At 32.8% G+C, this 23019-nt stretch carries 24 protein-coding genes and 2 pseudogenes; all 26 read right to left on the bottom strand.

The genetic code is table 11. From position 1 onward, the window contains the following. Positions 1-52: 52 nt before the first annotated feature. On the bottom strand, positions 53-733 hold the full coding sequence (locus TA89_RS06025; RefSeq protein WP_147590083.1) for a ClpP family protease: 681 nt from the start codon (positions 731-733) through the stop codon (positions 53-55). Positions 734-791: 58 nt separating this feature from the next. Continuing rightward, positions 792-1982, bottom strand: coding sequence for an aspartate kinase (gene dapG, locus TA89_RS06020; RefSeq protein WP_040211752.1), 1191 nt, complete (start codon positions 1980-1982; stop codon positions 792-794). Between the two features lie 21 nt (positions 1983-2003). Next, positions 2004-2279 (bottom strand): YlmC/YmxH family sporulation protein, encoded by a 276-nt coding sequence (locus tag TA89_RS06015; RefSeq protein ID WP_040211751.1) that lies wholly within the window; start codon positions 2277-2279, stop codon positions 2004-2006. Between the two features lie 99 nt (positions 2280-2378). Next, positions 2379-3638, bottom strand: coding sequence for a M16 family metallopeptidase (locus tag TA89_RS06010; protein ID WP_040211774.1), 1260 nt, complete (start codon positions 3636-3638; stop codon positions 2379-2381). Positions 3639-3678: 40 nt separating this feature from the next. Then, entirely contained in the window at positions 3679-5787 is a 2109-nt protein-coding gene (locus TA89_RS06005; RefSeq protein WP_040211748.1) for a polyribonucleotide nucleotidyltransferase, read from the bottom strand. 96 nt (positions 5788-5883) lie between these two features. Beyond that, positions 5884-6147 (bottom strand): 30S ribosomal protein S15, encoded by a 264-nt coding sequence (gene rpsO / locus TA89_RS06000; RefSeq protein WP_052447340.1) that lies wholly within the window; start codon positions 6145-6147, stop codon positions 5884-5886. A gap of 115 nt (positions 6148-6262) precedes the next feature. Next, positions 6263-7201: a bifunctional riboflavin kinase/FAD synthetase gene (locus TA89_RS05995; RefSeq protein WP_040211746.1), complete on the bottom strand. Its 939-nt coding sequence runs from the start codon at positions 7199-7201 to the stop codon at positions 6263-6265. A 10-nt stretch (positions 7202-7211) separates the two neighbouring features. Further along, entirely contained in the window at positions 7212-8090 is an 879-nt protein-coding gene (gene truB, locus TA89_RS05990; protein ID WP_040211772.1) for a tRNA pseudouridine(55) synthase TruB, read from the bottom strand. Next, a pseudogene (locus tag TA89_RS05985) lies at positions 8090-9045 on the bottom strand (DHH family phosphoesterase). The gene truB and the pseudogene TA89_RS05985 overlap by 1 nt, the downstream one beginning before the upstream one ends. After that, positions 9023-9394: a 30S ribosome-binding factor RbfA gene (gene rbfA, locus TA89_RS05980; RefSeq protein ID WP_040211745.1), complete on the bottom strand. Its 372-nt coding sequence runs from the start codon at positions 9392-9394 to the stop codon at positions 9023-9025. Before rbfA ends, TA89_RS05985 begins: the two are co-directional and overlap by 23 nt. A gap of 13 nt (positions 9395-9407) precedes the next feature. Beyond that, positions 9408-11483 (bottom strand): translation initiation factor IF-2, encoded by a 2076-nt coding sequence (gene infB / locus TA89_RS05975; protein WP_040211744.1) that lies wholly within the window; start codon positions 11481-11483, stop codon positions 9408-9410. Between the two features lie 36 nt (positions 11484-11519). Then, positions 11520-11822: a ribosomal L7Ae/L30e/S12e/Gadd45 family protein gene (locus TA89_RS05970; protein ID WP_040211742.1), complete on the bottom strand. Its 303-nt coding sequence runs from the start codon at positions 11820-11822 to the stop codon at positions 11520-11522. Next, positions 11815-12081: an RNase P modulator RnpM gene (gene rnpM, locus TA89_RS05965; protein WP_040211740.1), complete on the bottom strand. Its 267-nt coding sequence runs from the start codon at positions 12079-12081 to the stop codon at positions 11815-11817. The genes TA89_RS05970 and rnpM overlap by 8 nt, the downstream gene beginning before the upstream one ends. Before the next feature lie 24 nt (positions 12082-12105). Further along, positions 12106-13155, bottom strand: a complete 1050-nt coding sequence (gene nusA, locus TA89_RS05960; protein WP_040211738.1) for a transcription termination factor NusA — start codon at positions 13153-13155, stop codon at positions 12106-12108. A gap of 18 nt (positions 13156-13173) precedes the next feature. Then, entirely contained in the window at positions 13174-13635 is a 462-nt protein-coding gene (rimP, locus tag TA89_RS05955) for a ribosome maturation factor RimP (protein ID WP_040211736.1), read from the bottom strand. A 269-nt stretch (positions 13636-13904) separates the two neighbouring features. Then, positions 13905-14954 (bottom strand): flavodoxin-dependent (E)-4-hydroxy-3-methylbut-2-enyl-diphosphate synthase, encoded by a 1050-nt coding sequence (gene ispG, locus TA89_RS05950; RefSeq protein WP_040211735.1) that lies wholly within the window; start codon positions 14952-14954, stop codon positions 13905-13907. Positions 14955-14966: 12 nt separating this feature from the next. Then, positions 14967-15977, bottom strand: coding sequence for an RIP metalloprotease RseP (gene rseP, locus TA89_RS05945; protein ID WP_040211734.1), 1011 nt, complete (start codon positions 15975-15977; stop codon positions 14967-14969). Positions 15978-15992: 15 nt separating this feature from the next. Beyond that, entirely contained in the window at positions 15993-17144 is a 1152-nt protein-coding gene (locus TA89_RS05940) for a 1-deoxy-D-xylulose-5-phosphate reductoisomerase (RefSeq protein WP_040211733.1), read from the bottom strand. Between the two features lie 14 nt (positions 17145-17158). Next, positions 17159-18097 (bottom strand): AI-2E family transporter, encoded by a 939-nt coding sequence (locus tag TA89_RS05935; RefSeq protein WP_040211732.1) that lies wholly within the window; start codon positions 18095-18097, stop codon positions 17159-17161. 79 nt (positions 18098-18176) lie between these two features. Beyond that, positions 18177-18983, bottom strand: coding sequence for a phosphatidate cytidylyltransferase (locus tag TA89_RS05930; RefSeq protein WP_040211731.1), 807 nt, complete (start codon positions 18981-18983; stop codon positions 18177-18179). A 2-nt stretch (positions 18984-18985) separates the two neighbouring features. Next, positions 18986-19741, bottom strand: a complete 756-nt coding sequence (locus tag TA89_RS05925; protein ID WP_040211730.1) for an isoprenyl transferase — start codon at positions 19739-19741, stop codon at positions 18986-18988. 51 nt (positions 19742-19792) lie between these two features. Continuing rightward, a pseudogene (frr, locus tag TA89_RS05920) lies at positions 19793-20351 on the bottom strand (ribosome recycling factor). Between the two features lie 13 nt (positions 20352-20364). Continuing rightward, on the bottom strand, positions 20365-21075 hold the full coding sequence (gene pyrH / locus TA89_RS05915) for a UMP kinase (RefSeq protein WP_040211728.1): 711 nt from the start codon (positions 21073-21075) through the stop codon (positions 20365-20367). Between the two features lie 67 nt (positions 21076-21142). Then, positions 21143-22063, bottom strand: a complete 921-nt coding sequence (gene tsf / locus TA89_RS05910) for a translation elongation factor Ts (protein WP_040211726.1) — start codon at positions 22061-22063, stop codon at positions 21143-21145. Positions 22064-22129: 66 nt separating this feature from the next. Further along, on the bottom strand, positions 22130-22831 hold the full coding sequence (gene rpsB, locus TA89_RS05905; RefSeq protein WP_040211724.1) for a 30S ribosomal protein S2: 702 nt from the start codon (positions 22829-22831) through the stop codon (positions 22130-22132). A gap of 4 nt (positions 22832-22835) precedes the next feature. Next, on the bottom strand, positions 22836-23019 hold a 184-nt coding region (locus TA89_RS18685; RefSeq protein ID WP_040211722.1), incomplete at its 5' end, for a hypothetical protein.

Genomic DNA, 23019 nt, shown 5'->3' with positions numbered 1-23019 from the left:
CTTAACAAATATCCTTTATGTAAAACAAAATAAACCATAGGTATCCCTATGGTTAAGGATTTTTATTATCGATTAATTCTTCTAATTTCCTTAGAGATTCTTTCACTCCTCCTACTTCATCGATTAATCCGTATTTTACAGCCTGTTCTCCAATCAATATTGTTCCCATATCATTAAGAAGCTCATCTGTCTGTACTAACAGCTTTTTAAGAGAAGACTTATCTATTTTAGAAGTTCTTACGATAAAATCATTTATTCTCTCCTGCATTTTATTAAAATACTCAAAGGTTTGAGGTACTCCTATAACTAATCCTGTCATTCTTATAGGATGTAGTATCATAGTTGCTGATGGTGATATGAAGGAATAGTTGGACGATGTAGCTAAAGGAACTCCTATGGAGTGTCCACCTCCTATTACTAGCGAAACTGTAGGAGTACTCAGACTGTTAATCATTTCTGCAATTGCAAGGCCTGCTTCAATATCTCCTCCGATGGTATTAAGTATTATTAATATTCCTTTAACATTGTTGTTTTGTTCCATAGAAATTAATTGAGGTATAACATGTTCATATTTAGTTGATTTTGTTTGAGGTGGTAAATTCATATGGCCTTCAATCTGACCTATTATGGGAAGTATTTGAATTTTATCCTCTTTCCCGGAAACAATATCTTTTCCAAACTCTTTTAAAGATTGAATTTTTGAATTTAAATCCTGCTCTGTTTGATTGTTCATAAACATTCCTCCTATACAAAGATTAGTTTGTACTTGAGGAATTAATTTATACTTAAAATCACATAAACTTTTTGTGAAGTATATTAATTGCTCTTTCTACATTTTCTGTTTTTACTAAACACCATATGGTCATATACGAGTCTGCAGTCTGAAGCACTTCAATATTTTCGTTATTCAGTGACTCCAGTATGGAAGCCATTACTCCTGGAACGCCTTTCATACCTGACCCTATGATAGCGAGCTTACTGCATTTATCTTCAAAATTAAATATAATATCTAGGTTTTTAAATGTATCAATAAGATTAAATTTATCCTCTTCATTTATGGTAAAAATCTTTTCCTCAGGGAAAACATTTATTAAATCAATACTAATATGTTTATCAGCTAATATATTAAGAAGGTGCTTATAATTTATATTATTTTTGTTGTTCATTGCTTTTACAATAACCTGTAAACGACCGCTTGTATGTGTTATTCCTGTGATTATTTTATTGCTTTCTTCAAGGGAATTATCTATTATCGTACCCTTGCTTTCATTTAAAACATTTTTGATTATTAAAGGAATATTTCCTCTCATAGCAGCTTCTACTGCCCTTGGATGTATAACTTTAGCACCTTGATCTGCAAACTGGAATACTTCATTATAACTCATATTGGATATTACAAAGGCATCATTTACTATTCTAGGATCCGCAGTCATAATTCCATCTACGTCGGTGTATATTTCAATTTCTTTGGCTTTTAAGGCTACGCCTAAAATTGAAGCTGTAGTATCGCTTCCTCCTCTTCCTAATGTTGTTATATCCCCTTCTTCAGTAACACCTTGAAATCCAGTAACTACAGGAACTATTCCCTGGGATAGTAACTTTAATAAATTTTCCTCATTTACTTTTTTTACTGAAGCACTGTTAAAACTATTATCTGTTATTATTCCTGCCTGACCTCCTGTTAAGGGCGCTGCTTTGATTCCCTGCATTTCTAGTTCGCTGCACAACACTGCAGAACTTATCATCTCACCACAGCTTATTAAAAAATCTACAGCCTTGGCATTCTTCTTTTTAAAATTGCTGTGAACTAAAGATAATAGAGTATCTGTAGCATAGGGATCTCCCTTTCTGCCCATTGCAGACACCACCACCACTGGTGAGTAATTATTTTCTATAGCTTTTTTTATTTTATCAATAACTAATTTTCTTTTTTCATTGCAGGCAACAGAAGTACCGCCAAATTTCTGAATAATGATTTCCATAAATAACACCTCTTAAGTAAATTACATTTTAGATTTTTTTATATTTTCTTCCTCTGCATCAAGTATTATAGTTTTAGCTCCAATTTTTTTTACATAGTCCCATGGAATTTCAATATATTCATTATTATTAAAAAAGGAAATTTTACTATTGTTTATGTTAACAATTAAAAGCCTAAAATAGCCATCTTCATCTATAACTATATCATTATTTGATAAATAGTTGTACTTTTCACCATCGTTTATGTTAATAATCTCAAACTTTTCTATTTCACTGTAAAGCTTAGAATTATCGTTCATAGAGAGCCTCCTTTAATTAAACATTATTAGTATAATATGCTGATTAAAGAAGGCATATTACTTAATTTCAAGCAATAAAATGCAAATAATATTATGACTCTATAGCAATATACTTGAAACTGACTCTAATTCAATGCTATTTCCAACAAAGGCAGCATTGATAATTCCTTTTTTAATTATATCATTTAATACGATTTTCACTTTTTTTTCGTCTATAGAATCAATTTTATTCATTATATCTTCCTGAGAGTTTACCTTATTTAGAAATAGAAGAGTCTTTCCGTTTGCGAACATCCTACTGCTGGTACTCTCCAAACCAAGTATATATCCAGCCTTAATTTTATTTTTAGTAGTATTTAGTAGGTTTTCGTCAATTCCTCTCTCTGCAAATTCTGCTAACTCATCTTTAATAACTGATAAAGCCTGTTCTGTAAATTTAGGAGATAACCCTGCGTATATGTTTAACGTTCCAGTATTATTATAGGAGGACATATATGAGTATATAGAATAGCACAATCCTAATTCTTCCCGTATCTTTTGAAATAAGATAGAAGAAGCTCCACCTCCCAATATGTTGCTTATAAGATTCAAGGTATATACCATATCATCTCCTAAGGCATAACCTCCTAAGCCTAAGCTGAAGTGAACCTGTTCTATAGGCTTATCCTTGTATAATATATTGTTTTGTATCAATGGAGAACTATAATTAGTTAATTTTTTATACTCAGAACATTTCCATGAGCTGAAATATTTCTCAAGAAGAAATTTTAACTCATCTTCTTGAAAATTTCCACATATAGATATCACAGAATTTTCAGGAATATAGTATGAAGATATATACTCTATTAAATCAGCCCTAGTGAAACTCTTAACGGTTTCTACGGTGCCTAAAATAGGCAGGGATATAGAATCCTCTCCCCATATTGCAGTGCTATGTAAATCTGAAAGAACATCTTCAGGGGAATCTTCAGTCATATTTATTTCTTCCAAAACTACGCCTTTTTCTTTTTCTATTTCCTCTTGAGAAAATACACTGTTAAAAAGCATATCAGATAATATGTCCAGAGTTAATTCCAGATGCTCATCTAAAGCTTTAATGTAATAGCAGGTTGATTCTCTTCCGGTAAAAGCATTCATTTGACCGCCAACGTTTTCGATATTTTCCGCTAATTCTAAAGCAGTTCTTTTTTCGGTACCTTTAAACATCATGTGTTCAATAAAATGTGAAATACCGTTATTTAACTTATTCTCATTTCTCGAGCCGGTTTCAATCCAGACTCCTACACTGATGGATTTAGCGGTTGGAATTATTTCAGTTACTACTCTTAGTCCATTTGAAAGCTTAAATGTGTTTTGCATAATACCTCCATTAAAAAAATAAAAAGGCATAAATGCCCTTCTATTCTTCGTCGTTGTTTTCTTCTGATTCTTTTATCGCATCTTTTCTGGATAGATTGATTCTGCCCTGATTATCTATTTCTGTAACCTTTACTAATATTTCATCACCTACAGAAACGATATCCTCTACTTTATTTACTCTGGCAACATCAAGCTTAGAAATATGTACTAAGCCTTCTTTATTAGGTAGAATTTCTACAAATGCTCCAAAGGTTGCAATTTTAGTTACTTTACCTAAATAGATTTCTCCAGCTTTAACTTCTTTTGTTAATCCTTCGATTATCTTAAGAGCCTGTTTTACTCCTACGATATCATCAGAAGTTACAAATACTCTTCCATCCTCTTTAATATCAATTTTTACACCAGTTTCAGAGATTATCTTGTTAATGGTTTTTCCGCCTGCACCTATAACATCTCTAATTTTTTCAGGATCTATAAGCATAGTATAGGTTTTTGGTGCATAAGGTGAAACCTCTTCTCTAGGGGCGCTTATACATTCATTTATTTTATCAATAATATATAATCTTGCTTTTCTTGCATCATTGATAGCTTTCCTTATAACATTATTAGATAAACCTTCTAATTTTGTATCTACTTGTATGGAAGTTATTCCTTCTACTGTACCAGCTACTTTGAAATCCATATCTCCAAAGAAGTCCTCTATACCCTGTATATCAGTTAAAACTTCCTCTTGTGAGAAATCCTCACTGGTAACGAGTCCCATTGCAATACCTGCAGCAGGTCTTTTTATTGGAACACCGGCATCTAATAGAGCCAAAGTGCTTCCGCATACGCTGGCCTGAGAAGTTGAACCATTTGAACTTAAAACCTCAGATACTAATCTAATAGTATAAGGGAATTCTTCTTCAGAAGGTATTAAAGGCTCTAAAGCTCTTTCTGCAAGGGCTCCATGGCCTATTTCTCTTCTTCCAGGACCTCTTAGAGGTCTAACTTCACCTACGCTGTAGGAAGGGAAATTGTAGTGGTGCATATATCTCTTAAATTCTTCTTCTCCTATACCATCTAGTATCTGTACGTCTCCAATAGCTCCTAAAGTAGCTACAGTAAGAACTTGGGTTAAACCTCTTGTAAATAAACCAGTACCATGAGTTCTTGGAAGCAAGGATACTTCACAGCCAATAGGTCTTATTTCATCAAAGCTTCTTCCATCTGGTCTTCTTTTGTCGGTAAGTATCATATTCCTTACTAATTCTTTTTGTGATCTGTATATCACATCATTTATGTCTGCCATATTATCTGGATATTTTTCTTCAAATTCTTCATTGATTTTATTCTTAACCTCATCAATGGCAGCATTTCTTTCATCCTTATCTATAATGTACATAGCGGATTTTATCATTTGATAACCGAAGTCTTTTACTTCCTTTTCAAGAGCTTCTGGAACTGTATGAAGATCAGGAATTATCTTTTCTTTTCCAAACATTTTCATACATTCTTCCTGGAATGCAACAATTTTTTTACATTCTTCAAATCCAAACATTATAGCATCGTACATTACGTCTTCCGCTATTTCATCAGCTCCCGCTTCAATCATCATAACCTTTTCTTTGGTAGCAACTACCGTTAAAGCTAAAGAACTTAATTCCCTTTCTTTAGTTGTAGGATTAACAACAAAGTTTCCGTCTATAAGCCCAATTGACACTGCTCCTACAGGTCCGTTAAAAGGAATACTTGAAATGGATAGAGCTGTTGAAGCTGCATTAATAGCTAAAATTTCAGGTAGGTTATCCTTTTCTACGGAAACAACAGTGCAAACCACCTGGACATCATTTCTATAACCTTTTGGGAATAGAGGCCTAATAGGTCTATCTACAGCTCTTCCGTGGAGTATAGCTTTTTCCGAAGGTTTCCCTTCTCTCTTGATAAAGCCTCCAGGTATTTTACCTACTGCATATAGTCTTTCTTCATATTCAACGCTTAAAGGGAAAAAGTCTATACCTTCTCTGGGAGATTCTGAGGCATTTACATTAGTAATTATAACGGTATCACCGTAACTCATCATAATTGCAGCATTGGAGAGCATTCCGATTTTTCCATATTCAACCTTTAGCTTTCTTCCAGCTACAATCATTTCATGTGAATGGTACATAATATACCTCCTTTCAAAACTATTGATAATATTATTAGCATTTATTTCATATTTATAAATTTTTTAAAATAATAGAGCGGTACAACCGCTCTATTATTATCTTCTTAAACCTAGCTTTTCTATGATAGCACGATATCTTTCAATATCTTTTCCTTGAAGATAGTTTAATAATCCTCTTCTTTGACCAACCATCATTAAAAGACCTCTTCTTGAGTGATGGTCTTTTTTATGAACCTTTAAATGCTCAGTTAAGCTGTTTATTCTTTCAGTTAAAAGAGCTATCTGCACTTCAGGTGAACCTGTATCTCCTTCATGTCTTGCGAACTTTTCCATTAATTCTTGTTTTCTTGCCTTTTCCATTAAAATAACACCTCCAAAATTTATCCCCATTTTCCAAGTAAAAAGATAGGCAAATCTAAAAACTTAGAACATGGTTCTCAACGGTTATTATAACAAAGAAAAAATTAAATGTAAATTATTTTTTCAAGAATACCGCATGTAATTTCTCTTCCTCGGCAAATTTTCTGTCCAAATCTATCCTGGATACCAATTCATCAAGGCTGTTAAATTTAGACTCATCTCTTATACGTTTAATAAAATATAAATAAACTTCCCTGCCGTATATGTCTTCATTATAGTCTAATATGTATGTTTCTATAGAAAAATCTTTTCCTTCAACTGTGGGATTGGTTCCTACACTTGTTATACCTTTATATACTACATTATCTATCTGGATATTAGTATAGTAAACTCCTACTGCAGGAATAACATATTTATTATCCACCTTAAGATTAGCTGTAGGGTAACCAATTTTTCTACCAAGCTTTTTTCCTTCAATAACTGTATTTATCAAACAATATGGCCTATTAAGGAGCAGGGAGGCCTTTTCTATATTTCCTGTACTTATTTCTTTTCTGATTACAGAGCTGCTTACAATTTCATCATTATATTTTAAAGGATCCATTATTACTAAATCATATCCATATTTATTTTGAAGTTTTCTTAAAAGTTCTACATCTCCGGTGTTTCTATAACCAAACTTGTAATTAAAACCAACAACGAATCCCTTTGCATTATAAGTTTTAATTAAAAGCTTTATAAATTCCTCTGCAGTAATTTTCATGTATTCTTCATCGAAGGTAACTAAACATGCAACATCAACTCCAGAGTTCTCCAGTAGTTTAAGTTTATACTCATTACTAGTTAGTAATTTAGGAGGTGTAGCTCCTTTAACTACAGTTTTCGGATGGTTTTTAAAAGTATAAACCATGCTGTATCCTTTATTTTCTTTAGCCAGCTCAATAGATTTGTTTATAAGTGACATATGGCCTAAATGGAGACCGTCAAAGCTTCCAAGGGCTATATAAGTATTTTTTTCTATTTTTTTATTGAAATATTCATCTATAATTAACATAAATTTACCTCTATATTAACAGCTTTTCTATCTTAAAAGAATTATTATTCTTCTTACCTAGACCTATTAAAGCATCGTCTTTTGAATATACTGCATATACCTGATTAGAGTCAGGTATAGTATTTATTAACCTTTTATCCTGTATAGCTACTCCGTTAATAAATAATTTTTGAAAGTAATCATCTAAGTATATTTTGGGGTATTTTATCAATGCTTCCTCTAATGAAACTAAATTTTCAGTGATATTATCTGAATTTAGCTCCTCTAGCTTTATTGAACTGTTTATATCAAAGATGCCATTTTTCCTTCTCTCTAATTCCCACATAGCCGCTCCACAGTTTAAAGCCTCACCGATATCATAACACAGGCTGCGAATGTAGGTTCCTTTTGAGCAATGTACAAGTATTTCTGCATAAGGCAGGTTGAACGATAATATGTCTATAGAGTATATATGTACTTTTCTAGGCTGCCTTTCTACTTCTATTCCTTTACGAGCTAATTCATATAATCTGGTGCCGTTTACCTTTAATGCTGAGTACATGGGCGGAACCTGAGAAACTTCGCCAATAAAAGCTTTTAGAGACTTTATCAGACCTTCTTTTGTTATCTCTTCAGTGCTGCGGGTTAAGACAACTGACCCTTCTTTATCGTAGGTATCGGTATTAACTCCCAGCTTTAAAACTGCCTTATAAATTTTTGTTTCATTCATAACATAATCTATTATCTTAGTAGCTTTTCCTATGCATACAGGAAGAACACCTGTAGCCAGAGGGTCCAGAGTTCCGGCATGACCTACTTTTTCTTTTTTTTCGCATAGTCTTTTTATTGTTCTAACTACGTCAAAAGAAGTTATTCCTTCTGGCTTATTTACATTTATTATACCGTTTATCATATTACCTCTTCCTTTAGTAAAGGTAAAACCTTATTCTTTGCATCCTCTAGAGAAACATTTTCTATAAAGGCTCCTGATGCTTTTTTGTGTCCGCCTCCAGAAAACATTTCTGCAACTTTTCTAACATCAGCTTTATCTTTGGATCTGAAGCTTATCTTTATACCTGATGGAGTTTCTTTAAAGAGTACCGCAGCTTCCACACCCTTTATTTTTAAACCATAAGAAATTATTTCAGAGGAGTCCTCCAAAATATAATCCAGCTTTTTCAACATTTCATCACGTATTTCCATTATGCATACTTTATTATCATAGGATAAAAGCATTTCATCCATAACCATACCCTGAAGCTTTAAAAACTTAAAATCTTTATTGTCATAAATGTTTCTGTGTATTTCAGAGAAATCAATTTTAGTGTTTATAAGCTCGGCAGCGATTTTATGGGTTTCAGGAGTGGTATTTGAATATTTAAAACCACCTGTATCAGTAAGCAGTGAGGTATATAAACATACACCCATATCTTGTGAGATATTAACTCCTAGGTTTATTATAAGAGCGTAATTATTTCAGCTGCAGCTGCAGCTTTCGTATCTACATAGTTTAAATAACCATACATACCATTGGAAAGATGGTGGTCTATATTAATGATCTTATCATTATATTTATCTAATACTGCATTAATCCTCTCAATGTTGCCGCAATCCACTACAATAATTATATCTGTGTTTTCAGCAGGAATAAAAGTATCTCCTGTAATTTCATGACTTAATGGAAGATAGGAATAATCTTCTGGTATTTTTTCTTTAGATAGTATATAAGCAGTTTTATTAATTTTTCTGAGGGCAATAAGTAGTGCAAGAGCACTACCTAAGGAGTCTCCATCAGGAGAGGTATGAAAAGTTATACCTATTGTAGTGCTCTGCTCTATTAAATTAGCTATTTTGTTCAGACTCATCATCAGACTCCTTAATCTTTTGAATTATAGAGTTAATATGCATTCCCTGCTCAATAGAGTTATCAAGTTCAATGATAAGTTCTGGAGTATATCTTAATTTTATTCTATGACCTACTTCTCTTCTAATAAAACCGCTTGAATTCTTTAAGGCATCTAAAGTTTCTTCCTTCTGCTTTTCAGTTCCAAATATGCTCAGCATAACTTTTGCATAGCGAAGGTCTTTAGTAGCTGTAACATTAGTCACACTGACCATTCCTGAAACTCTAGGGTCTTTAATATCATTTCTTATAATATTGCTTATTTCTTTCTTTAATTCTTCATTTATTCTTCCAGATCTGTAGTTGGCCATATAAATCACCTCTTTATAGCTGATTTCTCTTAACCTCTTCAATTGTATATGCTTCTACTATATCGCTTTCTTTTATGTCATTAAATTTCTCGATACTTAATCCGCATTCATAACCAGAGGCTACTTCTTTAACATCGTCTTTAAATCTCTTTAGGGATGCTAATTTTGCATCGAAGATTACTATTCCGTTCCTGATAATTCTTACATCGCTGTTTCTAGTGATTTTTCCATCAAGTACATAACATCCGGCAATAGTTCCAACGCTGGAAAGCTTATATGTCTGCCTAACTTCCGCACGTCCTAATACTACTTCTTTGTAGTCAGGTTCCAGCATACCGATCATAGCTGACTTAACATCCTCTAAAGCATCATATATTATTCTATAAGTTTTTATATCTACATTCTCTTTTTCTGCTAAACTTGTTGCATTTCCATCAGGTCTAACATTAAAACCGATTATTATCGCATTTGATGCTGTTGCTAAAGTAACATCCGTTTCTGTTATAGCTCCTACTGCACCGTGAATAACTCTTACCTTTACATCTTCTGTAGATAATTTTTCAAGGGATTGTCTGATTGCTTCTACAGACCCCTGTACATCAGCTTTAACTATTAATGCAAGTTCCTTAACCTTACCTTCTTTTATCTGATTATAAAGGTCTTCAAGTGATACTCTGTTAGAAGAATGAAGGTTTTCGTCCTTTATTTTATCTTTTCTTGTTTGAGCCATTTCTCTAGCTGTCTTTTCATCTTTTACAACATAAAATCTGTCTCCAGCTGAAGGAACTTCTGAAAGACCTAAAATTTCAGCAGGAATTGAAGGGCCAGCAGATTTAATCTTTTTACCCTTATCATCAAACATAGCTCTTATTCTTCCATAGGTAGTTCCTACTAGGATAGAATCTCCTACGTTTAATGTACCGTTTTGAACCAATAAGGTAGCAACAGCACCACGACCTTTATCCAATTTGGCATCAATTACTGTACCTCTTGCATTTCTTGATGAATTAGCTTTTAGCTCTTGAATTTCAGAAGTCAGTAATACCATTTCTAATAAAGTATCAATTCCTTCTTGGGTTTTAGCGGATACTGGGACGCAGATAGTATCTCCTCCCCAATCCTCAGATACAAGACCGAATTCTGTTAACTCTTGTTTAACCCTATCTGGATTGGCTCCAGGTCTATCCATTTTGTTGATAGCTACTACCATAGGTACATTAGCAGCCTTACAGTGATTTATAGCTTCCTCAGTTTGTGGCATTATTCCGTCATCTGCTGCTACAACTAATATTACTACGTCAGTAACCTGGGCTCCCCTTGCTCTCATGGAAGTAAAAGCTTCGTGTCCGGGAGTATCTAAGAAGGTTATCTTTTCATTGTTTATATTAACTGTATATGCACCTATATGCTGTGTAATACCACCTGCTTCGGTTGCTGTGACCTTAGCCTTTCTTATAGCATCTAAAAGAGAAGTTTTTCCATGGTCAACGTGTCCCATAACGGTAACGATAGGAGGTCTTTTTTCACTGTCATCATCATCATACATTTCAGTATCAGCTTCTAGTTGTCCTGCAGACTCTTCTTTCTTCTTTATGACAACATCAAATTTTTCAGCAACTTTTTCTGCTGTATGAAAGTCTATTTCCTGATTAATTGCAGCCATTACCCCAGTAAAAATTAAAGCTTTAATAACTTCGGTAGTTGGCTTTTTTAGTTTTTCTGAAAGTTCTTTAACAGTGATGGTTTCTCCAATTTCAATGAAGGAAGAATCCTCTGAATCATTTTCGTCATCTTCATTACTGTCTTTAAAGTCATTCTTCTTATATTTTTTGTTCTTTTTAAATGTCTTATTCACTTCTTCAGCAAGCATATCTTCATATTCATCTACAATAGTTTTTTGGTCTTCACCATTAACATTTGCAGTACCTTTGTCATTTAGAAGTTCCTTAATCAGCTCTGCATCTTCATTTTCTATGACGCTCATATGGTTTTTAACTTCTATATTGAATTCATCCATAAGCATCGTTATTAAATCTTTACTTGATATTCCAAGCTCTTTTGCCAATTCGTATACTCTTATTTTTGACAAGTCATTCACCCCCGATTAGTATTTTGTTTTTGTTGATTAACCATTCCTAAAAATGGTTAAAAGCTTGTTCCCAATATTTTTATCTGTTACACAAACTATATTTATTTCTGTGCGTCCTAAAGAACTGCCTAGTTCATATTTAGAAAACTCTTTTATATAGGGTATACTGTTTAGTTCGCAATATTTAGCAAACTTTTTTTCTGAATTACTAGATATCTCATTGGAGAACAGAAACAAAGAAATATGTTTCTTTCCTAACACTGCTTCACAATTGTTATACCCTTCAATAATGCTTCCAGACTTCTTTGCTATTGATAAAAACTGCAGGAATTTATTCATTAATTATTTCTTCCTTTAATCTTTTGTATATTTCTTCATCAACAGATGTTTCTAAATTTTTGTTAATTCTTTTTGTTTTAATTGCTTTATCCAGACATTCCACATTTTTGCAGATGTAAGCTCCTCTACCGGGTTTTTTCCCGGTTAAATCTATAGAAAGCTCACCTTCAGGACTTTTAACAATTCGTATAAGTTCCTTTTTAGGTTTCATTTCCATACATCCATTACACATTCTCATAGGAATCTTACGTGTTTTCATAACATCACCTCTTTTATGAAAAGGTTATTCATCTATTTGAGTTTTACTTTTAATATCTATCTTCCAGCCCGTTAATTTTGCTGCCAATCTTACATTTTGACCTTCTTTTCCTATAGCTAAGGATAATTGGCTGTCATCTACTATTACTCTGGCCGATTTATTTTCTTCATCGATACTGACATCCAAAACCTTTGCGGGGCTCAAAGCGTTAGCGATATACTCCTCAGGAAGTTTGCTCCATTTAATAATGTCAATTTTTTCATTTTTTAGTTCACTTACTATATTCTGCACCCTTACTCCTTTAGGTCCAACGCAGGCGCCCATAGCGTCTACTGATTCATCATTGGAATGAACAGCTATTTTGGATCTTGAGCCTGCTTCTCTTGAAATGCTCTTAATCTCCACGATGCCTTCATATATCTCAGGTACTTCCAGTTCAAAAAGCCTCTTTACTAGGCCGGGATGTGTTCTTGAAACCACAACCTGAGCACCTTTAGGTGTATTTTTAACCTCAACGATATAAAGCTTCAGCCTTTCATTAAAGTTATATTCCTCACCGGGCATTTGCTCATTTGCTCCAAGCACTGCCTCTACCTTTCCTAAATCAACAAATACATTCCCTTTATCTTTTCTGATAACTATTCCTGGAATTATATCAAATTCCTTTTCTATAAATTCATTATAAATTATATTTCTTTCTGCTTCTTTAATCCTCTGTATTACTACCTGCTTTGCCAGCTGGGCAGCAACCCTGCCAAAAGCTCTTGGGGTAACCTCAATTTCTACTATATCTCCAAGCTGAAATTTAGGGCTTATATCCTTTGCTTTTTCTAAGGATATTTCTGTGACATCGTCAATAATGTCATCCACTACTGTTTTTTGGGCGTAAACATGGATTTCCCCATTTTCTCTGTTCATGCTTACTCTTACATTTTGAGCAGCACTACTTGTATTTGCGTAGTTTTTTTTGTATGCTGCTACAAGTGCATCTTCAATGGTAGTAAATAATAAATCTTCGCTGATTCCTTTTTCTTTAACAATTTCCTTCAATGCACCTATAAATTCCTCATTCATTTTTCAAAAGCCTCCTCATTAAAAATCCTCTTCCACATTTATTGATTTAATTTTATCTCTAGGAATTATTATTTCATCATTATCTTTTTCTATTATCAATTCATTTTCATTGAAAGATTTTAAAATACCTTCTAAGGTCTTTTTTGACATAACAGGAGCCGAGGTTTTAACCTTAACCTTTTTAGAAATATTGTCTTCATAATGCTTAACAGTATATAGATATCTGTTGATACCAGGAGATGAAATTTCAAGATAGTAATGTTCTTTAATGGGATCCGCTTCATCCATTATATCGCTTACAGTTCTGCTTACTTTCTCACAATCCTGAAGAGATATCCCGGAAGGAGAATCAATATATATTCTAAGGTAATATTCACTGTTTTCTTTTACGTATTCAACATGATATAATTCGTAATTCATCTGCTCTATAGCGGGTTTAATTAAATTTTCTATATCTTTGATTAAACTTTCTAATTTCATTTTAAACCTCCTTTACTTCTAATAAACATTTTTAATCTATATAGGTATTATTACCTATATAGAGATTTGTATTAGCTTAAGTGCTGTGAATACAAATAGAAAGAGCGGGTTTTAGCCCACTCTTCACAAAGCATACTATAAAATAAATAATCTATAAGATAATAATATCACAGGCATATATATAATACAAGAACATTTTAAAAATTATCCAAATAAATACAATTCATTCCTTTCCTGCATATCTGAAGGAAAAAAATGAAGATTTATACTTACATATTTTCTATTTCTTTTATAAGCTCTTCAACCACTGATTCTTCTTTTATTTTTTTTACTATCTGTCCTTTTTTGAAGATCAATGCTTCGCCTATACCACCTGCTATACCTATATCTGCCTCTCTAGCTTCTCCGGGGCCATTTACTGCACATCCCATAATTGCAACTTTAATATCCTTAGGATAATCTTTTAGTTTATCTTCCACCTCTTTAGCTATTTTAATAAGATCTATCTGTGTCCTTCCACATGTAGGACAGGAAATAAACTGGATGCCTGACGATATAAGCCCAAGTGATTTTAATATTTCCCTCCCTACTCTTACTTCTTCAATAGGATTACCTGTTAATGATACTCTAATAGTATCTCCTATTCCTTCAGAAAGTAAAGCCCCTATACCAATTGAGGATTTTATAGTTCCTCTCCATAAGGTTCCTGCTTCTGTTACTCCAATATGAAGGGGATAATTCACTTTTTGTGATATAAGTCTGTAGCTATCAATCATCATATTTACATCCGAGGATTTTATTGAGATTACGATATCATTAAAGTTTATACTTTCTAATATAGCCACATGTCTTAATGCGCTTTCTACTAAGGCTTCCGGTGTGACTTTTTTATACTTTTCTAAAAGGTCTTTTTCTAATGAACCGCTGTTTACTCCTATCCTTATTGGGATCTGCCTTTCCTTTGCAGCATAAGCTACGGTTCTAACCCTGTCAATACTTCCTATATTTCCTGGATTGATTCTTAAGGCAGAGACCCCGGATTTAATAGACTCTAAAGCCAATCTGTAATCGAAGTGTATATCTGCCACCAAAGGAATATTTATATTATTGATTATATCTTTTAAAGCAGCTGCTGCCTGCAGATCAGGAACAGCACACCTTATAATATCACAGTGATTTTCCTCTAATTCTTTTATCTGATTTATAGTGGCTTTTATGTCTCGTGTATCAGTGTTTGTCATTGATTGAACAGAAATAGGAGAACTCCCCCCTACAAACTTACTGCCTACCACTACTTTTCTCGTTAATCGTCTATTCATTTACAGCATCTCCTATAATTTAATTGGAAATAAAATATCTTTTACAGTAACTAAGAACATAAGTATAAGGAGTAAGGACATACCTATATAGTTTACCGTTTGAATTATTTTATCGCTCACTTTTCTTCGTGTTATAAGTTCAATAAGAAGTATAAATACCCAGCCGCCGTCTAGGGCAGGGAAAGGTAATAAATTAAATACAGCCAATTGAACGCTTAAAAGAGCTGTAAACCACATTAAATTCCAAATTCCTGCTTTTGCAGCTGCTCCCGAAACCCTTATGATAGTTACTGGACCACCTACATCGTTAAGCTTTGCTTTTCCAGTAAATATAGTCTTAAGAGAAAAGAAAGCCTGATTTATTGTAGAAATGGATTGTTTAAAACCCTGAGAAATTGAACTACCTAAAGCAGGCTCTTTTACTATAGTTCCCCCTACTCCCACCTTAAATCTATTTTCAGCCTCATCTTTTTCAGGAGTTAAAATTATATTATTTAATTGACCATCTCTCTTATATTTAATATCCACATCTCCGCCGTTAGACATCATGAGATGGAGGGTAAAATCTTCCCAAGTAAGAACGTTATTGGAATTGATTTCTGTAATCACATCTCCGGGTTTAAGTCCTACTTTCTCAGCAGGAGAGTTTGGAAGTATTTCACTTACCTTAGGTATAATGTAACCATTATTAAAGGATATAATTGAAAAAATTAATACCGCTAAGAAAAAATTCATTATTGCTCCTGCAGCAACAATACTGATTTTCTGAAGGGGACTTTTGCTCATAAAAGCTCTAGGATCACCAAGGCCTTCTTCCTCCCCAAACATTTTTACATACCCTCCTATTGGTAGTGCTTTTAATGAATATTCTGTTTCCTTGCCTTTTATAGAAAATAATTTTGGACCCATTCCTATAGCAAATTCGTCTACCTTAACGTTATTAAGCTTAGCTAAAATAAAATGGCCGAGCTCGTGAATGGTAACTAATATACCAAAAGCTAATAAAGCTAATATTATATACATATTTTGCCCCCCTGGTTAATAATTATTGTAAATAAAATCTTTAATTTCTTTATCTATTTTTATAATAGACTCAAGTGTCATTGATTCATTAAAAGAAAAATCTATCATGGACCTTTCAATGATTTCCTGTATTTTTAGAAAGGGTATTTTTCTCTTAAGAAATAAATCTACTGCTGCTTCATTAGCTGCATTTAAAACCGTGGGATAAAAACCTCCGGCTTTTCCAGCTTCTATGGAGAGCTTCAAACATTTAAATACCCCAATATCAGGCTTTTCAAAGGTTACAGTATGCACATCAAAGAGATTAAGTTTTTTAATAAAGGAAGCATCTCTATTTGGATAGTTTAAGGCATACTGAATAGGAAGGGTCATATCCGCACTACTAAGCTGAGCTATTATACTTCCATCGGTATATTGAACCATAGAATGAATTATACTTTCCGGATGTACTACTACTTCGATTTTTTCATAATCACAGTTAAAAAGCCAATGTGCTTCGATTACCTCTAGACCTTTATTCATTAATGTAGCTGAATCAATCGAAATCTTTTTACCCATATTCCACTTAGGATGCTTTAAGGCGTCCTCTACTGATATACTTTGAAGATCAGTATTTTTTTTGCCTCTAAAGGGTCCTCCCGAGGCAGTTAAAAGTATTTTATCAATTTTATTATTTTCGTTACCTTGAAGACACTGAAAAATAGCACTATGCTCAGAATCAACAGGGAGTATCTTAACTCCATTCTTTTCTGCCTCTCTCATAACTATTTCCCCTGCTGCCACAAGAGTTTCCTTATTAGCTAAGGCTATATCTTTTTTGGCTCTAATAGCTTCAAGAGTAGGAATAAGACCCACCATTCCAACAACCGAGGTTAAAACGGTGTCTATTTCTTCTAAAGTACATATTCTATTTAATCCTTCCACGCCATAATAAATGTTGATTTTCAAATTTTTTAAACTGCAGTGATCTTTCAATCTTTCAAAGGTATCTCTGTCAGTAATAGCTACATGCTTAATGTTAAATTCATTTATAATATTTATAACTTTTTCAATGCTTTTATGAGCTGAAATAGCAGCTAAGTTATATTTATCTCTATTTTTTCTTATAAGGCTTATTGCCTGCGTTCCAATTGATCCTGTTGCACCTATAATTGTTAAGTTCTTCATGTTGTCCTCCTGCATTAATTAATAATTATTTCTTTAGCCATTATAACATATAAAGGCCCTATAAATAACCCAAAAATTCCAAACATTTCTATACCTATATAAAGAGCTAGAATTATTAATAATGGATGTATGCTGAATTTGTTGCTGATATAATTTGCTTCGAAAATTTGCCTTACCACACTCAGCAAAGCATAAAGAAATAAGAGACCAAATGCGGTAAAGTATTGTTTTATTACTATATTGTATATTATTAATGGTATAAAAACAATTACTGTACCTACATAAGGTAAAATATCTAATACACCGCATAATATAGATAAAATAAAAGCATCATTTACTTTTAGTATTAAGAAACCTATATAAGTAATGAATGTAGAGGATAGAACGGTAATAAGCTCCATAGTCAGTAGCTGCTTTATATTTAGAATACTTTTTTTAATATTTAATAAGTAGTTATCAGGAAAAAATATTTTAATAAAATCAAGTATTAAAGTTCTATCTGATAATAAAAAATAAACCGTTAGATTACCTATAAAATATATAATTATAAATTCACCGGTTAGAGCTGCACTTTTAATGAAGATTGGATTGGTTGCTTTTCTTATATTATTCCATATATCCTCATTGCTCATATTAAATTTTAGTGAAACATATTTTAATATATCGTTAAAGCTATTAATTATTGAAGGTTTATTCATTATGATTTCAAAAACGTAGCTCCCCATATAAAAAACGCAAAATATTATAAGTACATTTATTATGCTTAAGCTAATTACAGAGGATACTTTAGGATTTTCTATTTTAATTATCAGAAAATTATACAGGGGGATGGTCAAAGCATATAACACTATTATAATAAAGGTGGGCTTAAAATATTTTTGTACAAAGAAATTAATTCCAACAAAGGAAAGAAGCAACAAAATACAGTAAAATAATTTATACCCATTTTTCATTTTAACAGCTCCGTTTATTTTAAATAATTATTCTTACATATTTATATATAATAAAAAAACTGCAGATATGCATCTACAGTTAAATACTTATAATAAATGTAATATAGTAAAAAATAATCACAGCAGAAAAAATTATGCTGTCAAACCTATCCATTATTCCACCATGACCGGGAATTAAATGAGAATAGTCCTTAACATTAAAGAATCTTTTTATAGAAGAGGCAGTTAAGTCACCAAATTGCCCCATAATTCCGCTTAATGCTCCAATGAGAAAAAAATGAATTAAAGGGATTCCGCTTATATATTTACTGATTATTATTCCAAAAATCCCACAACCTAAGGTACTGCCTATTAATCCGCCTATAGAGCCTTCTATGGTTTTTTTAGGGCTAACCTTAGGGCATAATTTGTTTTTACCTAAATATTTACCGGTATAGTACGCGAGAGTATCACCAAGCCATGAACTTATAAAAATAAGCCAAACCAGATAATTTCCATAAGGCTTAGAATATATACCAGGAATAAAACTAAAAAATACTCCTGCATAAATAAATACTCCTAAAGTAATAAACATATCTATAAAGTTATATTTTAAGTTGATAATAGGAATACATAATAATAATAAAGAAAACAGTATTATCAAATATCCTAATTTAGTCATGTCTAAATTTAGTATATAAAAAACAATAAGCATAGAATATCCAAGTAGAGGGATGGGGTTATGATCCTTATTGGATTTAACTACTTTATATACTTCATACATGGCAAATATCGATATAATGAAAGTTCCAGCCTTAAGATATGTTCCTCCTATAAAAAGAAATATTATGAGAGGAGAAAGCAGCAGAGCACCTAAATATCTGCTGTTTTTTAATTTTGAATTCATAATTAAATACCCCCAAAGCGTCTTTCGCGATTTTGATAGTCATATATTGCTTTTTGAAGATCTTTTTCTGTAAAATCAGGCCATAAAATGTCAGAATACCAAAACTCTGAATAAGCACACTGCCACAGTAGGAAATTACTTATTCTCTGTTCACCGCTGGGGCGTATGATAATATCCGGATCAGGCATCCCTGCTGTGTAAAGATGTTTTTCAAGCATTTCTTCTGTTATGGATATATTTTTTAATTCTTCACCACTGAGATTTGACAATAAACTGTTAAATGCATTAATTATTTCAGACCTTCCTCCATAATTTAAGGCTAAATTCATTACTACTCCGTTATTATTAATAGTTTTTTCTTTAGCTTTTACAAGTTCTGTTTGGCAGTTATGAGGAAGTTTGGAGATATCTCCTATATAATTTATTACAACATCATTTCTATTTAATTCATCGAACTCTTTTTTTAGATATTCTACTAATAGTCCCATTAAGGAGTTTACTTCCTCTGCAGGTCTTTTCCAGTTTTCTGTAGAAAAAGCATAGAGGGTTAAATATTTTACTCCAAGCTTGTTACACTCTTTTATTATTTTTCTTATTGTTTCTACTCCAGCTTTATGACCAAAAGTCCTGGGAAGATTCTTTTTCTTTGCCCACCTTCCGTTGCCATCCATAATAATAGCTATATGTTTTGGTATATTGTTATAGTCCAATTCAAAGTTATCGTTAGAATTGTTTGTTTTTTTGAATATATTCAACACTTTTATACCCCCGACTATTTTATAAATAAAACCTGCTGAAGCAGGTTTTATTTATATTGCCATTATTTCTTTTTCTTTTGCTTCAATTATATTATCTATATCTTTTACAAAGTTATCCGTTATTTTTTGTATATTATCTTCAGCTTTCTTTAGGTCATCTTCAGATATTTCAGAATCCTTCTTAAGTGCTTTTAGTTTATCATTAGCATCTCTTCTTATGGAACGGATTGCAATTTTAGTTTCTTCTCCGAACTTTTTTTACATTCTTCACAAGATTTTTTCTTGTTTCTTCTGTTAACTCTGGGATAACTAATCTTATAACCGTCCCATCATTGGAAGGATTTATTCCAAGATCAGATTTTAAGATGGATTTTTCTATAGCCTTCAATGAGGATTTTTCCCAAGGAGTAATCATGAGGACCCTTGGTTCAGGAGCGGAAATATTAGCTACTTGATTAACAGGAACCATGCTTCCATAATACTCAACCTCTATTCTGTCAAGCATTGTGGGATTAGCTCTTCCAGCCTTCAATGATGCTAAATCAGTTTTTAATACAGAAATTGACTTTTTCATTTTTTCTTCAGATTTTGAAATAATATCTTTTACCATAACTAGCCTCCTTTTATTTACATACTAATGTACCTATCTTTTCGCCACAAATGGCCTTTTTGATATTACCAGGTTCATCCAAGGCAAATACTAGAATTGGGATATTATTATCCATACATAATGAAGTTGCAGTGGAATCCATTACCTGTAATCCCTGATCAAGAACTTTTATATAAGATAGTGTATCATATTTTTTCGCATCAGGGAATTTGTGAGGATCCTCGTCATATACTCCGTCTACTTTTTTAGCAAGAAGAATAACATCTGCCTCGATCTCAGCAGCTCTTAATGCCGCTGTGGTATCTGTTGAAAAATATGGATTTCCTGTGCCGGCAGCAAAAATTACAACCCTTCCTTTTTCTAAATGTCTCATAGCTCTCCTTCGAATAAAGGGTTCTGCTATTTCCTTCATTTCTATAGCTGTTTGAACTCTAGTTAATACTCCGATGCTTTCTAAAGAATCTCGAAGTGCCAAAGCATTGATACAAGTAGCCATCATTCCCATATAATCAGCTGTGGTTCTATCCATGCCTTCACCGCTTCTTCCTCTCCAGATATTTCCGCCTCCTACTACAGCACCAACTTCTACTCCCATTTCAACCAGCTCTTTTATTTCATGAGCTATCCTTAAAGCAACGTTAAAATCGATTCCAAATCCACCATTTCCAGCAAGTGATTCTCCTGATAATTTAAGAATAACTCTTTTATATTTACAGCAGCTCATATATTTTCCTCCTAAACAGTAGAGATTTTAAAAAAAGAGAACACAGGGTGTTCTCTTCTTCTGTTAACTACTTACTTTGCATTTGTTTTGCAACTTCTTCAGCAAAATCTTCTTCTTTCTTTTCGATTCCTTCTCCCTTTTCAAATCTAGCAAATCTAGTTACTTTAATTGGAGAACCAACTTCTTTTGATTTTTCTTGTAAGTATTTAGTTATAGACATATCAGGCTCTCTTACCCAAGGTTGATCTAATAAGCAAACTTCCTTGTAGTATTTTTGGATTCTTCCTTCAACCATCTTATCAACGATCTTTTCAGGTTTTCCTTCATTTAAAGCTTGAACCCTGTAAATTTCTTTTTCTTTATCTAAAGCTTCCTGATCAACGTCTTCTCTAGCTATGAAAAGTGGATTAGCAGCAGCAACCTGCATGCATACATCCTTAGCTACATCTAATAAAGCATCTGATTTAGCTTCGCTTTCAAGCTCAACTAAAACTCCTATTCTTCCGTTTCCATGAATGTAGCTTTGAATAACACCATTATCGATGCTGAATTTTTCAAATCTTCTTAAGTTCATGTTTTCGCCTAATTTAGCAATTAATGCAGTTATTGCATCTTTTATAGTAATGCTGTTGTCAGCTATATATTTTTCTTCTATATAGGCTTCAACGGTTGAAGCTGAAGTAACTGCTGCCATTTTAGCTATATTGCTTGCTAATGTTTTGAATTCTTCATTAGCAGCTACGAAGTCAGTTTCGCAGTTTAACTCGATTATTCCAGCGTTTTTATAATCTTCATTTATGAAGGTTTCAACGATACCTTCAGCTGCAACTCTTCCAGCTTTCTTTGCTGCAGCAGCAAGACCTTTTTCTCTTAGTAATTCAACAGCTTTTTCCATATCACCATTTGTTTCTGTAAGCGCTTTTTTACAGTCCATCATTCCAGCGCCGGTTCTTTCTCTTAACTCTTTTACGGATTGTGCAGTAATCATGATACTCCTCCTTATTAGTTAATTTAAAAGGTAAATGAAGTTAATTACTTCACCTACCTTTTATAATTATTCAGCTAATTGTTCACCCTGTCTGCCTTCTATAATAGCATCAGAGATCTTTGCAGTTATTAATTTAACCGCTCTTATCGCATCATCATTTCCTGGTATTACATAATCTACTTCATCTGGATCACAGTTTGTATCAACTATTGCAACTACAGGAATTCCAAGTATTTTAGCTTCTGAAATAGCGTTCTTTTCTTTTCTTGGATCAACTACAAATAATGCACCTATGTTTGTGGAATCCATGGATTTAATTCCGCCTAGATTTTTTTCAAGCTTTTCTTTTTCATTTTTAAGCTTGATAACTTCTTTTTTAGGAAGAACTTCGAAGGTTCCGTCCTGCTCCATTTGTTCTAAATCTTCTAATCTCTTAATTCTGGTTTTAATAGTTGAAAAGTTAGTTAACATTCCGCCTAACCATCTGTTGTTTACAAAATGCATTCCAGCTCTTACTGACTCTTCCTGAATAGCTTCTTGAGCTTGTTTCTTAGTTCCAACAAAAAGGATATCCTTTCCTTCTTCTGACACACTTTTAACGAAGTTATATGCATCTTCAACCTTTTTTACAGTTTTTTGAAGGTCGATGATATATATACCATTTCTCTCTGTGAAAATATATGGAGCCATTTTAGGGTTCCATCTTCTTGTTTGGTGTCCAAAATGAACACCTGCTTCTAGCAATTGTTTCATTGATATAACTGACATTATATTACCTCCTGGTTTTTCCTCCACTATTGTCATTTAAGCAAAGAACCTTATTTAAAGGCACCCTTTTGCAAATTGAATAGTGTGTGTATTTTCTTACCTTAGATAGTATAGCATAAGTGCTACTTTCTATCAATATAATTTTACATATTTTTAGCATTAAATCCTTTGTTTTTAATACCTTTATA

This window comes from Clostridium polynesiense (genome assembly GCF_000820705.1).
GTDB lineage: Bacteria > Bacillota > Clostridia > Clostridiales > Clostridiaceae > Clostridium_AA > Clostridium_AA polynesiense.
This window is presented reverse-complemented; position numbering and strand designations above follow the sequence as displayed.